Below are 16106 nucleotides of genomic sequence, written 5' to 3'. Positions count from 1 at the left end.
CTGCAGAGATCGATTCAACCAAGCGCCGTATCCATCACCATCATCAAACAAAAGCCGACACACAGCCCCAGGCTCGCCAGCTTTTCGTGGCCATTGCGCCGCGACTCGGGGATGACTTCCTGGGTGACCACCAGCAGCATCGCCCCGGCCGCCAATGCCAGACCCAACGGCAACAGCACCTCGGCCAAGTTGACCAGCCAGGCACAGAGCACCGCAAAGACCGGCTCAACCAGACCTGATGCCGCACCAATCAGGAACGCCTTGACCCGCGACATGCCCGCCCCTGCCAATACAAGGGCAATCACCAGGCCTTCCGGCACATCCTGCAACGCAATGCCCATCGCCAGGCTATCGGCATCCGGCATGCCGCCACCCGCCGACACCCCGACCGCCATGCCTTCAGGAATGTTGTGCGCCACAATGGCAATCACAAACAACCAGATGCGCGGCGCGATGACCGGCTCGCCGGGGCGACTGACAAATACCTCCGGCCCGGCGCCCGAGACCTTGCGATCCACCAGAAACAGGCAGAATGCGCCCAGCAGGATCCCTGCACTTATAAGCCCGCTGGCGGGCCAGGGTGACAACCCCAGGCTTTGCGCTGCCGCAATGCCCGGCACAATCAGCGAAAAGGCCGTGGCCGCCAGCATCACACCGGCCCCAAAACCCAGCAGAGTGTCACTGACCGCCACCGGCATTTTTCGAATAACCAGGACAGGCACGGCGCCTAACGCCGTGCCCAGTGCACACAACGCACCGCCCTGCAGCGCCCGCAGCAGCCGGGGCTCCAGATCCAGCCAGACCAGCCCCTTGGCAACCAACAGGGCCGTACCCGCCAACAGCAAAAGCGTACCGAAGGCATAGCGAAACATTCGAACGCCACCGACCGCTAAAATTTGCGTGCCCATAATCCGCCTGAATCCTTTCGTTGCGCTTAGCCAATCGCCGCTTGATAGCGTCGCGCCACTTCCGGCCAGTTGATCACGTTGTAAAACGCGTTGATATATTCCGGGCGGCGGTTTTGATAGCGCAGGTAATACGCGTGCTCCCACACATCAAGCCCCAGGATCGGCGTATTGCCGTTCATCAGCGGGCTGTCCTGGTTGCCGCTGCTTTCGATTACCAGCGTTTTTTGCGGGGTCACGCTCAACCATGCCCAGCCACTGCCAAAACGCGTCAGCGCGGCTTTGGTAAAGTTTTCCTTGAACGCCTCCAGACCACCCAACTGCTCGTCAATCGCCTTGGCCAGCGCACCTTCGGGCTTACCCCCGCCTTTAGGGCTCATGACTTCCCAGAACAACGAGTGGTTGGCATGCCCGCCACCCTGGTTGATCACTGCAGCGCGCAGCTTTTCGGGCAACTGATGAACACTGGCCACCAGTTTTTCCACCGGCCACTTGGCCCATTCGGTGCCCTCTACGGCCGCATTGAGGTTATTGATGTAGGTCTGGTGATGCTTGGTGTAGTGAATTTCCATGGTTTGCGCATCAATATGCGGTTCAAGCGCGTCATAGGCATAAGGCAATGCAGGCAAGGTGTAAGTCATTTCAATGTGCTCCTAAGTGATGGCCGCTAACTGTCGAGAACTCATGGCTGCTCTGAGCCACATTGCTTTTGAGCAACAGGTTGGAGCGCGGGTACTCGCCGTACTCACTGATAAAATTCAAAAGCTCTACGTAGGTCTTGCTGCTCTGACGCAGCGCCGCTTCACGCAATGCTGTCGGCAGGCGCGCGTTCTGCATGGTTTGCAACAATCGCTGATGAATCGCACAGAGGTACTCCACGCTCTCCTCCGGTTGATTGAGGCGCAAATGCAGATCCGCCAGGTTGTGGTGTGAAATGACGCAGGCGGCCACTGCTTCGTCGGCATCACTCCAGCGCTCGAACAGCACCTGGGCCAGGGCCAGGGCCAGCGCCTGCAGATAATGCTCGCGGGCATCGACCAGTTCGCCTTCGGCGAAACAGCGGTTGGCTCTTTCGATCGTGCGTTTCCAGTGATCCATGTGAACCTCCAAAGCAGTGTCGATGGATTAAACGCCGCCGGCGGTGAGTTTCTCGGGGTCGAGAAGGACCTCAAGCTGGCTGCGTGACAAATCCGTGTATTCAAGTGCCACATCGATTACCGGGCGCCCTTGCTGGTAAGCGGTCTTGGCAATTTCGGCGGCTTTTTGATAACCGATGATCGGGTTCAGTGCCGTTACCAGGATCGGGTTGCGCGACAGCGCCTCCTTGAGCTTGGCTTCATTGACCTTGAAGCTGGCGATGGCCTTGTCAGCCAACAGGCGGCTTGAGTTGGCCATGAGTTCGATGCTGCTCAACAGGTTGTGCGCAATCACCGGCAGCATGACGTTCAGTTCGAAATTGCCGGACTGACCTGCCACGGTGATCGCCGCGTCGTTGCCGATGACCTGGGCCGCGACCATCGCCGTGGCTTCCGGAATCACCGGATTGACCTTGCCCGGCATGATCGACGAGCCCGGCTGTAACGCCTCAAGTTCGATTTCGCCCAGACCGGCCAGGGGGCCGGAGTTCATCCAGCGCAGGTCGTTGGCGATTTTCATCAGTGACACTGCCGTGGCCTTCAACTGACCAGAAACAGCCACTGCGGTGTCTTGCGAACCAATCAAGGCAAACAGGTCCTTGCCCGGCGTGAAGGCCACCCCGGTCAGCTCGCTGAGTTGCTGACTGAATAACGCAGCAAACTGCGGGTGGGCGTTAATCCCGGTGCCCACCGCGGTACCGCCCTGGGCCAGGGCTTGCAGAGCTGGCTGCAAGTTATGCAAATGCTCGATATTGGCCTTGAGCTGCTGCGCCCAGCCATTGAGCACCTGGCTCATGCGTACCGGCATCGCGTCCATCAAGTGGGTGCGCCCGGTTTTGACGTAGGCGTGAACCTCGATCGCCTTGCGCTCGATAACCTGCACCAGATGGCTCAGCGCCGGCAGCAACTGCTCGTGCAGGCCCAGTGCAGCGCTGACATGGATGGTGGTCGGGATAATGTCGTTGCTGCTTTGCCCGCAGTTGACGTGATCGTTGGGGTTCACCGGCTCGCCCAGCAGCCGCGTGGCCAGGGTTGCAATCACTTCGTTGGCATTCATGTTGGAGCTGGTGCCCGAACCGGTCTGGAAAATATCCACCGGGAAGTGCTCCATGAAATCACCGGTCAACAGGATCTGGGTGGCCTCGACAATCGCCTCGCCCTGGGCCGCGCTGATCTGCTTGAGTTCAACGTTGGCCAGGGCCGCTGCGCCCTTGGCCAGGATCAGGGCGCGAATGAATTGCGCAGGCATGCGTTGATGGCTGATGGGGAAGTTGTCGACTGCACGCTGGGTTTGCGCACCGTACAACGCGGATTCAGGCACACGCAACTCACCCATGCTGTCACGTTCGATACGAGTGTTACTCATCGGGAAATCCTTGCACCAGTTCTGTTAAAGAAATTGAAGGTTCGAGCTCGCAGGTTGCCAACTGCCAGGCAAAGCTTTGCCAGCGCTTGAGTCGGCAATTGCACAGGGCTTGGGTTTCGAGGTCGCGCAGCGGACGCCACGCGTTGTCCAGGCACAGATTGCGCCAGTGCCAAGGCAGCGCGGTGTCAGTGGCTGTGTCTAGCATCAGGCGGAAGGTGGTGACCGCAATCAACCACGGGGAAGTGGCTGTACAGCCAGCAAGATAGCGGCCTTCAGCCAGGTAATGCTCGATCAGGCGCGGCTCGTCCGGCGCCAGCCCGCAGCGGATCTGGCGGCTCATCCAGCGCCAGCTTTCTAGATACGGCCCTTCACGCAACGCAGAACTCATGACCCAGGCTCACTCGATAATGAGATTCATTATTAAGCGATATTGATTATCAAAACAAGTCTGCTAAAGGACAAGATGCACAAACACAAAAAAGGCGTATCACCGCTGCAGTGATACGCCTTGGCATGGAACAGGCCAGTCTTAGCTGCCCGCCACCATCATGCGTTCAATCAGCACCGAACCGGTGCGGATGTTGCTGCGCAGCTCCAGATCGTTGCCCACGGCCACGATCTGTTTAAACATATCGCGCATATTGCCGGCGATGGTCACTTCCTGCACCGGGAACTGGATTTCGCCATTCTCGACCCAGAAACCCGCCGCGCCACGGGAATAGTCACCGGTGACCATGTTCAGGCCGCTGCCCATTAACTCGGTGACAAACAGACCACGCCCCATTTTGCGAATCAAGGCTGCCTGGTCTTCATCACCATGTGTCACAAAGAGGTTATGCACGCCGCCGGCGTTGGCAGTGCTCGGCATGCCCAGTTTGCGCCCCGAGTAAGTGCTCAGGATGTACGAAACCAACTCGCCGTCCTTGATAAACGGTTTGGCGTAAGTGGCCAGGCCATCATTGTCGAACGACGAGCTGCCCATGGCGCGCATCAGGTGCGGGCGCTCATCCAGGGTCAACCATTCAGGGAAAATCTGCTGCCCCATTGCATCGAGCAGGAACGACGATTTACGGTACAGGTTGCCACCCGAGATTGCCCCCAGGAAGCTGCCGAACAGGCCGCCAGCCAGTTCGGCCGAGAACAGCACCGGCACCTCGCACGTCGGTACCGGGCGCGAGCCCAGTCGCCGGGCAGCGCGCTCGGCAGCGCGCTGGCCAATGCTCACGGCGTCCATCAACAACTCGCCCTGGCAATTGACGTCATACCAGTAGTCACGCTGCATCTGGCCGTCGCCTTCGGCAATCATTACGCAGCTGAGGCTGTGACGGGTCGAAGCCGAGCCGCCGATAAAACCATGGCTATTGCCGTACACGCGGCAGCCCTGATGGGTGCTGAGGGTGGTGCCATCGGCATTTTTGATCCGGCTGTCGGCCTCAAATGCAGCGGCTTCGCAGGCCAGGGCCTTTTCAATGGCCTGCTCGGGGGTGATATCCCAGGTGTGGAACACATCAAAGTCTTTCAGTTCACGCGCCATCAGGCTGGCATCGGCCAAACCCGAGCTTTCGTCTTCCGAGGTGTGTTTGGCAATCGCCAGGGCGGCGGCGACGGTTTCGCGGATGGCATCCGGGCCGGTGGCCGAGGTGCTGGCCGAGCCTTTGCGCTGGCCTACATAGAGGGTGATGCCAAAACCCTGGTCACGGTTGAACTCTACGGTTTCAACTTCGCGCTGACGTACCGAGGTCGATAACCCCTGCTCCAGCGACACGGCGACTTCACAGGCGCTGGCACCCTGGCGCCTGGCTTCGGCGATGATTTGCTCGACCTGTTCCTGCAGTGCCGGCAAGGCCTGCGGGCCGACGCTTTGAACTGCACTCATGGTTTTCTCCACTCAAATTCTGTTTTCGGCAGGGCCGCCGAGCGACCGGGCCGGACAATCGGCCCCCGACTGGTTATCATGGCGGCGTTTCTTTGCGGACTGCCACCATGGTTGATTCTTACGACGACGCCTTCGACGGCGAAAAAAGCAAATCGCAGGTCAAACGCGAGCTTCATGCTCTGGTTGATCTGGGCGAGCGTCTCACGACACTCAAGCCTGACTTGCTGAACAAAATGCCCCTGACTGACGCTATGCGTAAGGCTTTGGCAGATGCTCCAAAACACACGGCTCATATTGCGCGCAAGCGCCATATGATGTTCATCGGCAAACTGATGCGCGATCAACCGCTTGACGAAATTCTTGCCTTGATCGATCAAGTCGATGCCTCTTCTCGCCAGTACAACGAACGTTTTCACAACCTCGAGCGCTGGCGTGATCGCCTGATCGAGGGTGATGACGCTGTACTGGAAAAGTTTGTTGCCGAGTTCCCTGAAGCCGACCGCCAGCAAATGCGTTCGGTGATACGTCAGGCCAAACACGAGCTGGCTCATAACAAGGCACCGGCTTCAAGCCGCAAATTGTTCAAGTACATCCGTGGGTTGGACGAGACTCAACGCGGTCTGCGTTAAGCCTCGTACCCGTGAAGGTTGCCTGGCAACCTTCACGGGGCCTCCCCTCAACCGCCCGTACCGCCTACAGTGATCGCGTCAATCTTCAGGGTTGGCTGGCCGACACCTACCGGCACCGACTGCCCATCCTTGCCACACGTGCCTACGCCGCTGTCCAGCGACAGATCGTTACCGACCATCGACACCTTGCTCATTGCTTCCGGCCCGTTGCCAATCAGGGTCGCGCCTTTGACTGGGCGAGTGATTTTGCCGTCTTCAATCAGATAGGCTTCGCTGGTGGAGAACACAAACTTGCCGCTGGTGATATCGACCTGACCACCACCCAGATTGGCGCAGTAGATGCCCTTTTTCACCGAAGCGATGATTTCGGCAGGATCGCTTTCGCCGCCCAGCATGTAGGTGTTGGTCATGCGCGGCATCGGCAAGTGCGCATAGGATTCGCGACGGCCGTTGCCGGTGCGCGCCACGCCCATCAGACGGGCATTGAGCTTGTCCTGCATATAGCCCTTGAGCACGCCGTTTTCAATCAGGGTGGTGCACTCGGTCGGGGTGCCTTCGTCATCCACGCTCAGCGAGCCACGGCGGCCCGCCAGGGTACCGTCATCGACGATGGTGCACAGTTTGGAAGCAACCATTTCGCCCATGCGTCCGCTGTAGGCAGAACTGCCCTTGCGGTTGAAGTCCCCTTCCAGACCGTGACCCACCGCTTCATGCAACAGTACGCCGGACCAACCCGAGCCCAGAACCACCGGCATGGTACCTGCCGGAGCCGGTACCGCTTCGAGGTTGACCAGGGCCTGGCGCAACGCTTCACGGGCGTAACCCATGGCACGATCGTCAGTGAGGAAATAGCGGTAGTCGGTACGCCCGCCACCACCATGACCGCCGCGCTCGCGACGGCCATTCTGCTCAACGATGACGCTGACGTTGAAACGCACCAGCGGCCGGATATCTGCCGCCAGCCCGCCATCGGTGGAGGCCACCAGAATCCGCTCCCAGACCCCGGCCATGCTCACGGTGACTTGCTGGATACGCGGATCGAGGGCGCGGGTGGCGGCATCGACACGCTTGAGCAGCTCGACCTTTTCTGCGCGGCTGATGACTTCCAGCGGGTTGTCCGGGCCATACAGCTGAGCCACGTCCTGAGTGGTGAACGCCTGCACCGTGCCGTTTTGCCCGGCACGGGAGATCGAACGGGCGGCGCGGGCGGCCTGACCCAATGCGTCCAGGGTAATGGCATTGCTGTAGGCAAAGCCGGTCTTCTCGCCAGACTGGGCGCGAACACCTACACCCTGGTCGAGGTTAAAGCTGCCTTCTTTGACGATGCCGTCTTCCAGCGCCCAGGATTCGGAAATCTGGCCCTGGAAATACAGGTCTGCCGCGTCGATACCCGGCCCGGCCAGGTCTCCCAATACGCTTTGCAGGCTTTCGATGGTGACACCTCCGGGTGCCAACAGGTGTTCGCTGACTGAGGTCAACAACTCGCTCATAATCACTCCGTCTTGGCCCCTGCTTCAGCATCTTTGAGTGCTGAACCCTCGGGCCTGAAAAATCTGTTCTGTGGGAGCGGGCTTGCTCGCGATGGCATCGATGCGGGGCAACGGTTACACCCTGTCGCCTGCATCGCGAGCAAGCCCGCTCCCACTTAAATTAGATGGGCGTTGAACCGCCGATGGCTCACCACCGGCATGCGCGCCCTGATATCCGCCTGCTCAAGCGCATCGCGGCGGGCCAGCAACACCCCCTCGCCCTGCGCCTGCTCGGCCAGCACCCGCCCCCAGGGATCGATAATGGCTGCATGCCCCCAGGTTTCTCGCGGGCCCGGATGCACGCCGCCCTGGGCCGCTGCAAGGATATAGCACTGGGTTTCAATGGCGCGGGCGCGTATCAGTATCTCCCAATGGGCCGCACCCGTGACAGCGGTAAAGGCCGAGGGCGCGGTAATCAGTTCAGCGCCCGCAGTGCGCAGCTCACTGTACAGCTCCGGGAAGCGCAGGTCATAACATACGCTCAGGCCCAGCTTGCCCACCGGGGTATCAACCACCACCACACGCTTGCCCCGGGCATAGTCATCAGACTCGCGATAGCGGCCACGGTTGTCAGACACATCCACATCAAACAAGTGCAATTTGTCGTAACGGGCCGCTTGCTCGCCCTCGGCGTTGATCAGCAATGAACAAGCATTGACCTTGGCTTCAGGCTGCCCCTCGGGCGGCAGAGGCAAAGTACCAGCCACTACCCATAACTTGAGGTCGCGGGCGGTCTGTTTCAACCAGGGCAGGATCGGGCCCTCGCCCAACGCCTCGGCGCGGCCGATGGCGGCAGTATCGCGACGGCCCATCGCGGCAAAGTTCTCGGGCAACACGGCCAGTTGCGCACCGCCTTGGGCAGCCTCTTCCAGCAGCCGGCGCGCCTGGGCCAGATTGGCCAGGACATCGCTCTGGCTGACCATTTGAATCACTGCCAGGGTCATGCTGCGCTCCTAGTGTTTCTCGAAAGGCTTGTCGAAAGTGATCTTCGGATCGTTCCACGGCCCTTGAATGCTGTATTGCACGCTGGCGAAGCGCGACACCTGGTCACCGATCAGCTTGTTGAGCAGGAACATCGCCCCGCCCGCTGCCGGCCCGCCCACCAACAGCGCTGCAAGGGGCAGGTTATTGGTCACGGGCAAGGTCACCAGCAGCTTGGCGTCGACCCGGTCGGTGACCATGTTCAATGTACCGTTAAGTTCCAGATTGGTGGACGGCCCGGTCATCAGGATCGGCTTGCCTGTGCTGTACACGCCGCTGCGGGCATTGAGCACGCCCTTGACCCGGTCATAGCTCAGGCCCTTGCCGAACAGGTCGGAGAAGTCCAGGCGCAGACGACGGCCAATGGCGTTGAAGTTGAGCAAGCCAAAAATGCGCAGCACCTGGGCGCTGCCGTCGACTTCCACAAACTGCCCCTTGTTGAGCGAGGCGTCCAGTGTGCCGGAGAAACGCTTGAGGCCAATCCACGCTGGCGAACCGGGCCAGTTGCCATCGATGTCCACATGAAAGTTGTCGCTGGTGACGCTGGGGGCAAAGCCCCAGTTCTTCAGCACCGTGGCCAGGTTGCCGCCACCCAGGCGCCCCTGGTACCAGCTTTTGCTGTTACCCGCCACGCCTTCCCAGCCGCCCGAACCTTCTAGCAGCATGCCCTTGAGCCCCAGGTTGAGACTGGTAAGGCTGATGCCCCGGCTGTTGGGTCGAATGTTGAGTGACCAGGCACCAAGCAGGTCCGCCCCCTGGTAGAGCTGGCGAATAATGATGTCCAGGGCCGGTATTTTGCGCGGGTCGACCGCAGCCAGCGGGTCGGGGGCATTCTCGTCTGCCACCGTCTTGGGATCAGGCGCAGGCAGGCGAATGGTCTGCATGTTGACCACAATCGGTGCGTTGTTCGCATCCGGCAGGGTCACGGCGCCGATGGCCTGCTTGCTGTCGATTTGCAGCGCCCAGGAGGCGGCGACGCGCTTCATGACCAGGCGCACCTGATCCAATTGGGTGCCGAAGGCAATCAACTTGCCGACTTTAAAGTCCGCACTGCTGAGCAGTTGCTTGGCGCTACCGCCGGGGTCATTGCCGGCATATCGTTCGACCAGCGCCTGCCAGGGGGCGACGTCCAGCTCCGACAGCACGCCGCGAATGCGCAGGCCCTTGGTCGTGGGCAAAACGGGTTTGCCATCGCCCAGGAACAACTCGCCACGCCCGTCTTCAAACTTGCCATTGGGGGCAGCAAAGGTCAGGTTGACCAGGTCGCCGTAGTCAAACCAGTACCGCCGCTCGGCCCCTTGCAGAGTCATGCGAAACACGCTGTTGCGGCTTTCATTGGCCGCCAGCCCGAAGGGTGCCGGCAAATCCACCACCGCGCCCTTGAGGCTGGAGCTGACGCGTAACTGGCTGTCGGCACCGTCCAGGGTCAGTTGCAACTGATAGGGCAAGTCACCGCTTACCGGGATCGGTTGATTGAACTTGAGCCAGTCCGTGAGTTTTTTCACCCCCACCTGACCGCTGGCCACCACCCGGGTGCTGATGCGGCCAGGCTTGCCGTCGGCAAAGATCTGCGCGGTGATCGGGCGATCGAACGCCCGGGCGCTGATGCCCTTGCCGCTCAGGCCCTTGGCACTGTCAAAGCGCAGGTCACCCTTGAGCTGGGTCAGTTCAAGCTCGGGTTCGCTGATTTTCAGGCGCGCCTTGTCGACGTTGAAGTCCACCAGGATTTTTGGCTCCACACCCTTTTCCAGCGGGATGTCCAGATCAACACGGCCCTTCAGCGAACCTTCACCCTGCCAGCCAGCGAACGTTTCTGCGGTACCTATCGGTGCTTCCTGAAGAATTTTCAGACCGTCCCCCAGCCCGCCCTCAAAGTCGCCATCCAGAAACAGATGGCTGACCTTGCCGGCAGGCACATGCGGGATGCTGACAGCCACGTTACGCACACGGGTGTCGAGTAGCTGACCTTTGCTGGCCATGATCCGCACACCGCTATCTTCAATAAACACATCGCCCGACACGTTACGCACATGGGGCCAGCCAGGCTGGAACGCCAGTTCTGCGCCATGCACCTTGAAAAACAGGCTGATATTGCGCGCCGCCGCAACGGCGTCATGGCTCAGCGAACCTTGATACTGGAAGAAGCCCTCTTCGACTGCTCCTTTGATAATCGCCGTGCTCAGCCACTCCGAAAGCGCCGGACTCAGTACTTCAGGCAGGTACTTGGGGGTAAAACGGCCGTCGCCATCTGTCAGGCCCACCCGCAGGTCCATGTAATCTTCCTGGGAATGGTCAAGGTGAATGCGGATCAAAAAGTCGGCCGCGATATTGCCCTCTTCCCCCAGCACTTTGATGTAGGGCGCAATCAGGGTGAAGCTGTCCTTGTTCAGGGTCCAGGTCAGCAGGGCATTGGCTTGCAGGTATTGCCAGGGCTTGGCGAAGATCGGGTCGAGGTGCAGCATGAAGTCTTTGCTGTCCAGGCGCAGTTCGCCCTTGCCCAGGTCGCCGCTGATCAGGCCACTGACATTGCGCGCCGCCGGAGCGCCGTGGGTGGCATTGAAGCCGACCTGCTCCAGATTGGCCGCAAAGCTGATTTTTTGATCGTCCGTGGCTGCTGGTCGATAATCAGCCAGCACATTGCGCAAGGTGCCGGTAACGCTCAATTGATCGATGACTTTGGCGACGGCTTCCGGCACGGGGGCCAGTGAGTCCATCAGCGGCGTGATCGGGGTCAGGTCCAGGCGGTCGGCCTGCAGGTGCCAACGCTCCTGCTCCTTGTCGGTGGCCGCGAACTGCTGCAGTTGCAGACGGGTTTCCCAACGGGTCTTGCCCAGGTTCATGGCCAGTGAGTCGAGCACCACCCTGAAACCCTGTTTGCCGCGCTCAGCCCAGGCATGCAGCGCCAGGTTCTCGATGGTCTCGGGTTTGCGATCGGCATAGGCACCACTGAACCGGGTCGCATTCAGGCGCGCCACCGCGCTCTGTACCGAGCCCTGGCTCCAGTTGAACCAGAACTCGCCTCCAGCCTTGAGCTCGGAGACTTTCCACGGTGCGATCAGCGTGGCCGGCAGCCACTTGGCCCAATCACTTTGCGGCAGGCTCACATAGGCCTGGGCCGCACCGTCACGCCAGTGGCTGGCCTGAACCTGTGTGCTGAGGCTCAGCGCCACGGGCTGGCCATCGGGCAAGGTCAGCCGCGCATCAAGACGCTGGTCCGACGCGCCGACGTCCAGCGTCAGCCCGACATAAGTCAGGGTCAGCGGGGATTGTTTGTAGGGTTCCAGGGTCACCTGGCTGTCGAGCACCGACAACCGCGCCACACGTTGCAGCTGGTTGAGCAACTGCTCAGGGTCAAGCGGCTGGTCATCCTGCACCGGCAGCCCTTCGAGTGCCCAGTGGCCGTGTTCATCCTGGCGCAAGCTCAGTTGCAGACCATTGAGTTGCACGTGACCAATACGGATATCACGGTTCAACAGGCTGGCCCACACATCGGGCACCACCTGCACTTCATCCAGACGCAGGGCGCTGTTGCCCTCACCGACCATGACGTCGTGGGCCTTCAATACCGGCGCCATGCCGCTCCAGCTTCCTTCCAGGCTGCCAATGGTCAATGGCATGCCCAGCGCTTCACGGGCTTTGCTCTGCACTTCAACGCGGTATTCGGCGATCAGGGGGGTCAATTCACGGCCGATACTGACGTACAACGCCGTCAGGACCAAAACCAGAGCGCACGCGCCCAGCCCCCAACGGGTCAGCGCGGCAAAAAAGCGTGTCAGACGCTCCATGTCAGGTGGCCCCTTAAATAATGATCGTAGGGGCCGGTTTCAGCCCCTTTTCGACGCTATGTGACGCTAGATACTTCAGAGCAGCACCACGTCGTATTGTTCCTGGGAGTACATGGTTTCGACCTGAAAACGAATCGTGCGACCGATAAACCCTTCCAGCTCCGCGACATTGCCTGACTCTTCGTCCAGTAAACGATCCACCACTTTCTGGTTGGCCAGCACACGATAGCCGGTCGCTTGATAAGCCCGGGCCTCTCGCAGGATCTCACGGAAGATTTCATAGCAGATGGTTTCGGGGGTTTTCAACTTTCCCCGGCCCTGGCAGCACACGCACGGCTCGCACAACACTTGCTCCAGGCTCTCGCGCGTACGTTTGCGGGTCATCTGCACCAGACCCAACTCGGTAATGCCGATGATGTTGGTCTTGGCGTGATCACGCTCCAGCTGTTTTTCCAGGGTGCGTATCACCTGGCGCTGGTGCTCTTCATCTTCCATGTCGATAAAGTCGATGATGATGATCCCGCCCAGGTTGCGCAGGCGCAGTTGCCGGGCAATCGCGGTAGCCGCTTCGAGGTTGGTCTTGAAGATGGTTTCCTCAAGGTTGCGATGCCCCACAAACGCGCCGGTGTTGACGTCGATGGTGGTCATGGCCTCAGCCGGGTCGACCACCAGATAACCGCCGGACTTGAGCGGTACCTTGCGGTCCAGGGCCTTCTGGATTTCGTCTTCAACGCCGTACAAATCGAAAATCGGCCGTTCGCCCGGGTAGTGCTCAAGGCGGTCGGCGATTTCCGGCATCAGTTCGGCAACAAATTGCGTGGTCCTCTGAAAGGTTTCCCGCGAATCGATGCGAATTTTCTCGATCTTGGGGCTGACCAGATCACGCAATGTACGCAGCGCCAGGCCCAGGTCTTCGTAGATCACCGTCGGCGCGCCAACCGTCTTGATCTGGGCACCGATCTGGTCCCACAAACGACGCAGGTAGCGAATATCCATCAGGATCTCATCCGCCCCGGCACCTTCGGCCGCCGTACGCAGGATAAACCCGCCGGCTTCCTTGATGCCTTCCTGGGCCACGCAATCACTGACCACCTGTTTAAGGCGTTCGCGCTCGGCTTCGTCTTCGATCTTCAGCGAAATGCCGACATGGGCAGTGCGCGGCATATACACCAGGTAGCGCGAGGGTATCGACAGTTGAGTCGTCAGGCGCGCACCTTTTGAACCTATCGGGTCTTTGGTGACTTGCACCACCAGGCTCTGGCCTTCATGCACCAGCGTACCGATGCTTTCAACGGCCTGGCCTTCACGCAGGGAAATTTCGGAGGCATGAATAAAAGCAGCACGATCCAGACCGATATCCACAAAGGCAGCCTGCATGCCGGGCAAAACCCTGACAATCTTGCCTTTGTAGATATTACCGACAATGCCCCGGCGCTGGGTACGTTCGACATGCACCTCTTGCAGAACACCGTTCTCTACCACTGCCACGCGCGATTCCATCGGCGTGATGTTGATCAGGATCTCTTCACTCATGGCTGGGTCTCGTTCAGGCGTCATCACAGTAGTGCCACGTCTCGTAGGTGCCGTATTCAGCGCACGGTAAGGTTTTGCCAACAGGGTATGCCGAAATGCCCGAGCAGTTCTGCGGTTTCGCACACAGGCAGGCCCACGACGGCGGAATAACTGCCATTCAGGCCCGCCACAAACACCGCAGCCAAGCCCTGAATGGCGTAGCCACCGGCTTTGTCCAGGGGTTCACCGCTGGCCCAATACAGGCTGGCTTCTTGTTTGCTGATGTTTCTAAAGCGTACCTGACTGCGTACCACTCGGGTTTCACAGCTCCCGGCGTCAATAATCGCGATCGCGGTCAACACCTCATGCTCCCGGCCAGACAGCGCCATGAGCATAGCCAAGGCGTCGGCCTCGTCGACCGGTTTACCGAGAATGTGTTCATCGAGCACCACGGCCGTGTCAGCCCCCAGTACGCAAAACGCAGCGTCCGGCATGGTCGTCAGCAGTTGTTGGCGCCCGGCCTGGGCCTTTTCGCGCGCCAGGCGCTCGACATAGGCCACAGGGGATTCATTCGGGAGGGGAGTTTCGTCAATGGCTGCGCTGACCGTTTCAAACGGCACGCCGATCTGAGTCAACAACTCGCGTCGGCGCGGTGAGCCAGAGGCCAGATAAAGCGAGGTCATCAAGACATCTCCCTGTCGAGGTGCACAAACCAGGAAATGGCTCGTATCCGGTTAATTGATTTTGAAGCGTCTGCACAGCCCGCGCAGCCCGTAACTGACCCAGGGCCACAGCAGGGCACTGACCACACCCGGCAACACCAGCGCCAGCGTTGGCTGGCGATTGCCGGTCAACGCACTGAGCCACAGTTGGGCAAGCTGCGCCAGGCCGAACACAACCAGAAGCACCAGGCATTGCTGCCACATCGGGAACACCCGCAAGCGCTGCTGAAGGGACAGCACCAGAAAGGTAATCAGGGTCAGGGTCAGGGCGTTCTGCCCCAGCAACGTGCCATACAGCACATCCTCCGCCAACCCCAGGCAAAACGCGGTGACCATGCCCACTTTGTGCGGCATGTACAAGGCCCAGAAAGCCAGTAGCAATGCCAGCCAGAGCGGGCGCAGGATTTCCATGAACTGGGGCATGGGTGAAATACTGAGCAACAGGCCAATGGCAAATGTCAGCCAGATGATCCAGCCGTTACGCGAACGGGTACTCGCCATTTATTGCCTCTCCCGGGTAGTGGCCGGCACGGCGGCTGGCGGCTTGGCGGCAGGGGTTGCAGCGGGCGCAGGTTTTTTCACGGTCTTGGGCTCGGCAACAGCCGCCGGAGCTGGAGCCACAGCCGCCGGGATAACGGCCGCTGCAGGCGCAACCGGCTTGGGCACCGTCGCCGGAATGATCGGCGGCGGTTCACCGTTTTGTTCAGCCTGCTGAGCCTTGGCCGCATCGTTGGCCCGCTCTTCAGGGGTACGGCTGTCACTGAACACCAGCAGCAGGTAACGGCTGCGATTCAGGGCTGCCGTCGGCACGGCCCACACAATGGCAAAGGGCTGACCCGAATCGTGAATCACCTCCTTTACCGTTGCCACCGGATAACCGGCCGGGAAGCGCTGCCCCAGGCCCGAGCTGACCAACAGGTCACCCACCTTGATATCCGCCGTATCGGCAACATGACGCAGTTCAAGGCTCTCGGGGTTGCCCGTACCGCTGGCAATCGCCCGCAACCCGTTACGGTTGACCTGCACTGGAATGCTATGGGTGGTATCGGTCAGCAACAGGACACGCGAGGTGTAGGGCATCAACTCAACCACCTGCCCCATCAGACCGCGGGCATCGAGTACCGGCTGGCCCAGCACAACGCCGTCACGTTCACCCTTGTTGATGATGATGCGATGAGTGAAGGGGTTGGGATCCATGCCGATCAGTTCGGCCACTTCGACCTTTTCGTTGACCAGCGCCGAAGAGTTGAGCAACTCGCGCAGGCGAACGTTCTGCTCGGTCAAGGCCGCCAGCTTTTGCATGCGCCCCTGAAGCAGAAGGTTTTCGGTTTTGAGTTTCTCGTTTTCAGCCACCAGCTCAGTGCGGCTGCCGAACTGACTGGCCACGCCCTGCCACAAACGCTGCGGCAGATCGGTGATCCAGTAGGACTGCATCAGTACCAGAGACATCTGGCTGCGCACAGGCTTGAGTAACGTAAAGCGAGCGTCCACTACCATTAGCGCGACCGATAGCACGACCAGCACCAGAAAGCGCACGCCCAATGAGGGGCCTTTGGAAAAGAGCGGTTTAATAAGCCGCTCCTCCCGGGCAGGTGTTCAATTTATTCATACGGCTTCAAGCGGCCTGGATGAAGATTGACAGAAGATAAACGCCAAAAGGCAGCA

14 protein-coding genes are annotated in these 16106 nt (G+C 60.1%); 1 reads left to right on the top strand and 13 read right to left on the bottom strand.

The window, feature by feature from the left end:
- Nucleotides 1-14: 14 nt before the first annotated feature.
- The 6 genes from PPTH39_RS11405 to pmbA all read right to left on the bottom strand — a co-directional run bounded on the left by PPTH39_RS11405 (nucleotide 15) and on the right by pmbA (nucleotide 5283).
- A complete protein-coding gene (locus PPTH39_RS11405; protein WP_095001136.1) occupies nucleotides 15-908 on the bottom strand; it encodes a ZIP family metal transporter in 894 nt (297 codons plus the stop codon).
- A gap of 26 nt (nucleotides 909-934) precedes the next feature.
- Entirely contained in the window at nucleotides 935-1546 is a 612-nt protein-coding gene (locus tag PPTH39_RS11400; protein WP_095001135.1) for a superoxide dismutase, read from the bottom strand.
- A gap of 1 nt (nucleotide 1547) precedes the next feature.
- Complete coding sequence (locus tag PPTH39_RS11395; RefSeq protein WP_130871988.1) at nucleotides 1548-2003, bottom strand: hypothetical protein; 456 nt, start codon at nucleotides 2001-2003, stop codon at nucleotides 1548-1550.
- A 27-nt stretch (nucleotides 2004-2030) separates the two neighbouring features.
- Entirely contained in the window at nucleotides 2031-3407 is a 1377-nt protein-coding gene (locus tag PPTH39_RS11390; protein ID WP_095018241.1) for a class II fumarate hydratase, read from the bottom strand.
- Nucleotides 3400-3795: a FagA protein gene (locus tag PPTH39_RS11385; RefSeq protein WP_095001132.1), complete on the bottom strand. Its 396-nt coding sequence runs from the start codon at nucleotides 3793-3795 to the stop codon at nucleotides 3400-3402. Before PPTH39_RS11385 ends, PPTH39_RS11390 begins: the two co-directional genes overlap by 8 nt.
- A gap of 141 nt (nucleotides 3796-3936) precedes the next feature.
- Entirely contained in the window at nucleotides 3937-5283 is a 1347-nt protein-coding gene (gene pmbA, locus PPTH39_RS11380; RefSeq protein ID WP_095018242.1) for a metalloprotease PmbA, read from the bottom strand.
- A 107-nt stretch (nucleotides 5284-5390) separates the two neighbouring features.
- Between pmbA and yjgA the strand changes: the two genes are divergently transcribed.
- Nucleotides 5391-5912, top strand: a complete 522-nt coding sequence (gene yjgA, locus PPTH39_RS11375) for a ribosome biogenesis factor YjgA (protein WP_016781786.1) — start codon at nucleotides 5391-5393, stop codon at nucleotides 5910-5912.
- 47 nt (nucleotides 5913-5959) lie between these two features.
- Here yjgA and tldD read toward each other — a convergent pair whose 3' ends face one another.
- The 7 genes from tldD to mreC all read right to left on the bottom strand — a co-directional run bounded on the left by tldD (nucleotide 5960) and on the right by mreC (nucleotide 16013).
- Nucleotides 5960-7402: a metalloprotease TldD gene (gene tldD, locus PPTH39_RS11370; protein ID WP_016781785.1), complete on the bottom strand. Its 1443-nt coding sequence runs from the start codon at nucleotides 7400-7402 to the stop codon at nucleotides 5960-5962.
- Nucleotides 7403-7557: 155 nt separating this feature from the next.
- A complete protein-coding gene (locus PPTH39_RS11365) occupies nucleotides 7558-8385 on the bottom strand; it encodes a carbon-nitrogen hydrolase family protein (RefSeq protein WP_095001129.1) in 828 nt (275 codons plus the stop codon).
- 9 nt (nucleotides 8386-8394) lie between these two features.
- Entirely contained in the window at nucleotides 8395-12207 is a 3813-nt protein-coding gene (locus PPTH39_RS11360; RefSeq protein ID WP_095026598.1) for a YhdP family protein, read from the bottom strand.
- A gap of 75 nt (nucleotides 12208-12282) precedes the next feature.
- Complete coding sequence (gene rng, locus PPTH39_RS11355) at nucleotides 12283-13740, bottom strand: ribonuclease G (RefSeq protein ID WP_095001127.1); 1458 nt, start codon at nucleotides 13738-13740, stop codon at nucleotides 12283-12285.
- A 56-nt stretch (nucleotides 13741-13796) separates the two neighbouring features.
- A complete protein-coding gene (locus PPTH39_RS11350) occupies nucleotides 13797-14402 on the bottom strand; it encodes a Maf family protein (RefSeq protein ID WP_130871987.1) in 606 nt (201 codons plus the stop codon).
- Between the two features lie 51 nt (nucleotides 14403-14453).
- On the bottom strand, nucleotides 14454-14942 hold the full coding sequence (mreD, locus tag PPTH39_RS11345; RefSeq protein WP_095001125.1) for a rod shape-determining protein MreD: 489 nt from the start codon (nucleotides 14940-14942) through the stop codon (nucleotides 14454-14456).
- Nucleotides 14943-16013, bottom strand: a complete 1071-nt coding sequence (mreC, locus tag PPTH39_RS11340; protein WP_130871986.1) for a rod shape-determining protein MreC — start codon at nucleotides 16011-16013, stop codon at nucleotides 14943-14945.
- Nucleotides 16014-16106: the final 93 nt, after the last annotated feature.

Origin of the sequence: Pseudomonas bubulae (genome assembly GCF_900618535.1) — a bacterium.
Classification (GTDB): Bacteria; Pseudomonadota; Gammaproteobacteria; order Pseudomonadales; family Pseudomonadaceae; genus Aquipseudomonas; species Aquipseudomonas bubulae.
The sequence above is the reverse complement of the archived record's forward strand: the minus strand, read 5'-3'. Positions and strand labels throughout refer to the sequence as shown.

Coding starts and splice junctions, on each gene's coding strand:
- PPTH39_RS11395 (WP_130871988.1), bottom strand. CDS start 2,003: ATGGATCACTGGAAACGCACGATCGAAAGAGCCAACCGCTGTTTCGCC.
- rng (WP_095001127.1), bottom strand. CDS start 13,740: ATGAGTGAAGAGATCCTGATCAACATCACGCCGATGGAATCGCGCGTG.
- tldD (WP_016781785.1), bottom strand. CDS start 7,402: ATGAGCGAGTTGTTGACCTCAGTCAGCGAACACCTGTTGGCACCCGGA.
- PPTH39_RS11405 (WP_095001136.1), bottom strand. CDS start 908: ATGGGCACGCAAATTTTAGCGGTCGGTGGCGTTCGAATGTTTCGCTAT.
- PPTH39_RS11360 (WP_095026598.1), bottom strand. CDS start 12,207: ATGGAGCGTCTGACACGCTTTTTTGCCGCGCTGACCCGTTGGGGGCTG.
- PPTH39_RS11365 (WP_095001129.1), bottom strand. CDS start 8,385: ATGACCCTGGCAGTGATTCAAATGGTCAGCCAGAGCGATGTCCTGGCC.
- mreD (WP_095001125.1), bottom strand. CDS start 14,942: ATGGCGAGTACCCGTTCGCGTAACGGCTGGATCATCTGGCTGACATTT.
- PPTH39_RS11385 (WP_095001132.1), bottom strand. CDS start 3,795: ATGAGTTCTGCGTTGCGTGAAGGGCCGTATCTAGAAAGCTGGCGCTGG.
- PPTH39_RS11400 (WP_095001135.1), bottom strand. CDS start 1,546: ATGACTTACACCTTGCCTGCATTGCCTTATGCCTATGACGCGCTTGAA.
- PPTH39_RS11390 (WP_095018241.1), bottom strand. CDS start 3,407: ATGAGTAACACTCGTATCGAACGTGACAGCATGGGTGAGTTGCGTGTG.
- PPTH39_RS11350 (WP_130871987.1), bottom strand. CDS start 14,402: ATGACCTCGCTTTATCTGGCCTCTGGCTCACCGCGCCGACGCGAGTTG.
- yjgA (WP_016781786.1), top strand. CDS start 5,391: ATGGTTGATTCTTACGACGACGCCTTCGACGGCGAAAAAAGCAAATCG.
- pmbA (WP_095018242.1), bottom strand. CDS start 5,283: ATGAGTGCAGTTCAAAGCGTCGGCCCGCAGGCCTTGCCGGCACTGCAG.